The organism is Tsukamurella sp. M9C (genome assembly GCF_020169415.1).
GTDB lineage: Bacteria > Actinomycetota > Actinomycetes > Mycobacteriales > Mycobacteriaceae > Tsukamurella.
In genome coordinates this window covers 1-1,268 of the sequence record NZ_JAIULG010000097.1, presented here as the reverse complement: position 1 = coordinate 1,268, position 1,268 = coordinate 1, and the positions used below count along the sequence as shown (strand labels likewise).

The following is a 1,268-nucleotide window of genomic DNA, read 5'->3' as shown; positions in this document are numbered from 1 at the left end:
TCGCCCGGGAGAACGCGAAGCCGGTGATCGTGGCGACGCAGATGCTGGAGTCGATGATCGAGAACAGCCGTCCGACCCGGGCGGAGGCCTCGGATGTGGCGAACGCGGTGCTCGACGGTGCGGATGCGGTGATGCTCTCCGGTGAGGTGTCGGTGGGCAAGTACCCGATCGAGACCGTCCGGACCATGGCCAAGATCGTCTGCGCCGTCGAGGACGTGGAGGACGGTGCGCCGTCCGTCCCGCCGCTCAATCATGTACCGCGCACCAAGCCGGGCATCCTCTCCTACGCGGCCCGCGACATCGGGGAGCGGCTCAACGCCAAGGCGTTGGTGGCGTTCACCCAGTCGGGTGACACGGTGCGCCGCCTGGCCCGGCTGCACACCCGCCTGCCGCTGCTCGCGTTCACGCCGCTGCCGGAGGTCCGCAGCCGGCTCGCCCTGTCCTGGGGCACCGAGACCTTCCTCGTGGACGGTGTGGACAGCACCGACGCGATGATTCGGCAGGTCGACCACTCATTGGAAGGCATCGGTGGCTACTCCACGGGCGATCAAGTCGTGATCGTCGCCGGTGCGCCTCCCGGGACCGTCGGCTCGACCAACCTGATCCACGTGCACCGCATCGGCGAAGACGACCACTGAGCGCCTGAATCCCCGCCACTCCCACGACTTTTACTCAGCTACAGAAGGACACGACCATGCCTATCGCCACCCCCGAGGCCTACCGGGAGATGCTGGACCGCGCCCGTGAGGGCGGTTACGCCTATCCGGCGATCAACTGCACGTCGAGCGAGACGATCAACGCGGCGATCAAGGGCTTCGCCGATGCGGGCAGCGACGGGATCATCCAGTTCTCCACCGGCGGCGCCGAGTTCGGTTCCGGCCTGGGCGTGAAGGACATGGTGGTCGGCGCGGTCGCGTTGGCGGAGTTCGCGCATGTGGTGGCGGCGCAGTACGACGTGACCGTCGCCCTGCACACCGATCATTGCCCGAAGGACAAGCTCGACAGCTATGTGCGGCCGCTGCTGGCGATCTCGCAGGAGCGCGTCGACGCCGGACAGAACCCGCTGTTCCAGTCGCACATGTGGGACGGCTCGGCGGTGCCGCTGGAGGAGAACCTCGAGATCGCGCAGGACCTTTTGGCGAAGGCGAAGGCGGCGAAGATCATCCTCGAGATCGAGATCGGCGTGGTCGGCGGCGAGGAGGACGGCGTCGAGAACGAGATCAACGACAAGCTGTTCACCTCGGATGAGGATTTCGCGAAGACCGTCG

At 66.9% G+C, this 1,268-nt stretch carries 2 protein-coding genes; both read left to right on the top strand.

The window, feature by feature from the left end; all coding sequences use genetic code 11:
• Positions 1-638: pyruvate kinase (locus tag LB823_RS23535; RefSeq protein WP_255604346.1), on the top strand; the 638-nt coding region annotated here is incomplete at its 5' end.
• A 56-nt stretch (positions 639-694) separates the two neighbouring features.
• Positions 695-1,268: class II fructose-bisphosphate aldolase (locus tag LB823_RS23530; RefSeq protein ID WP_224652185.1), on the top strand; the 574-nt coding region annotated here is incomplete at its 3' end.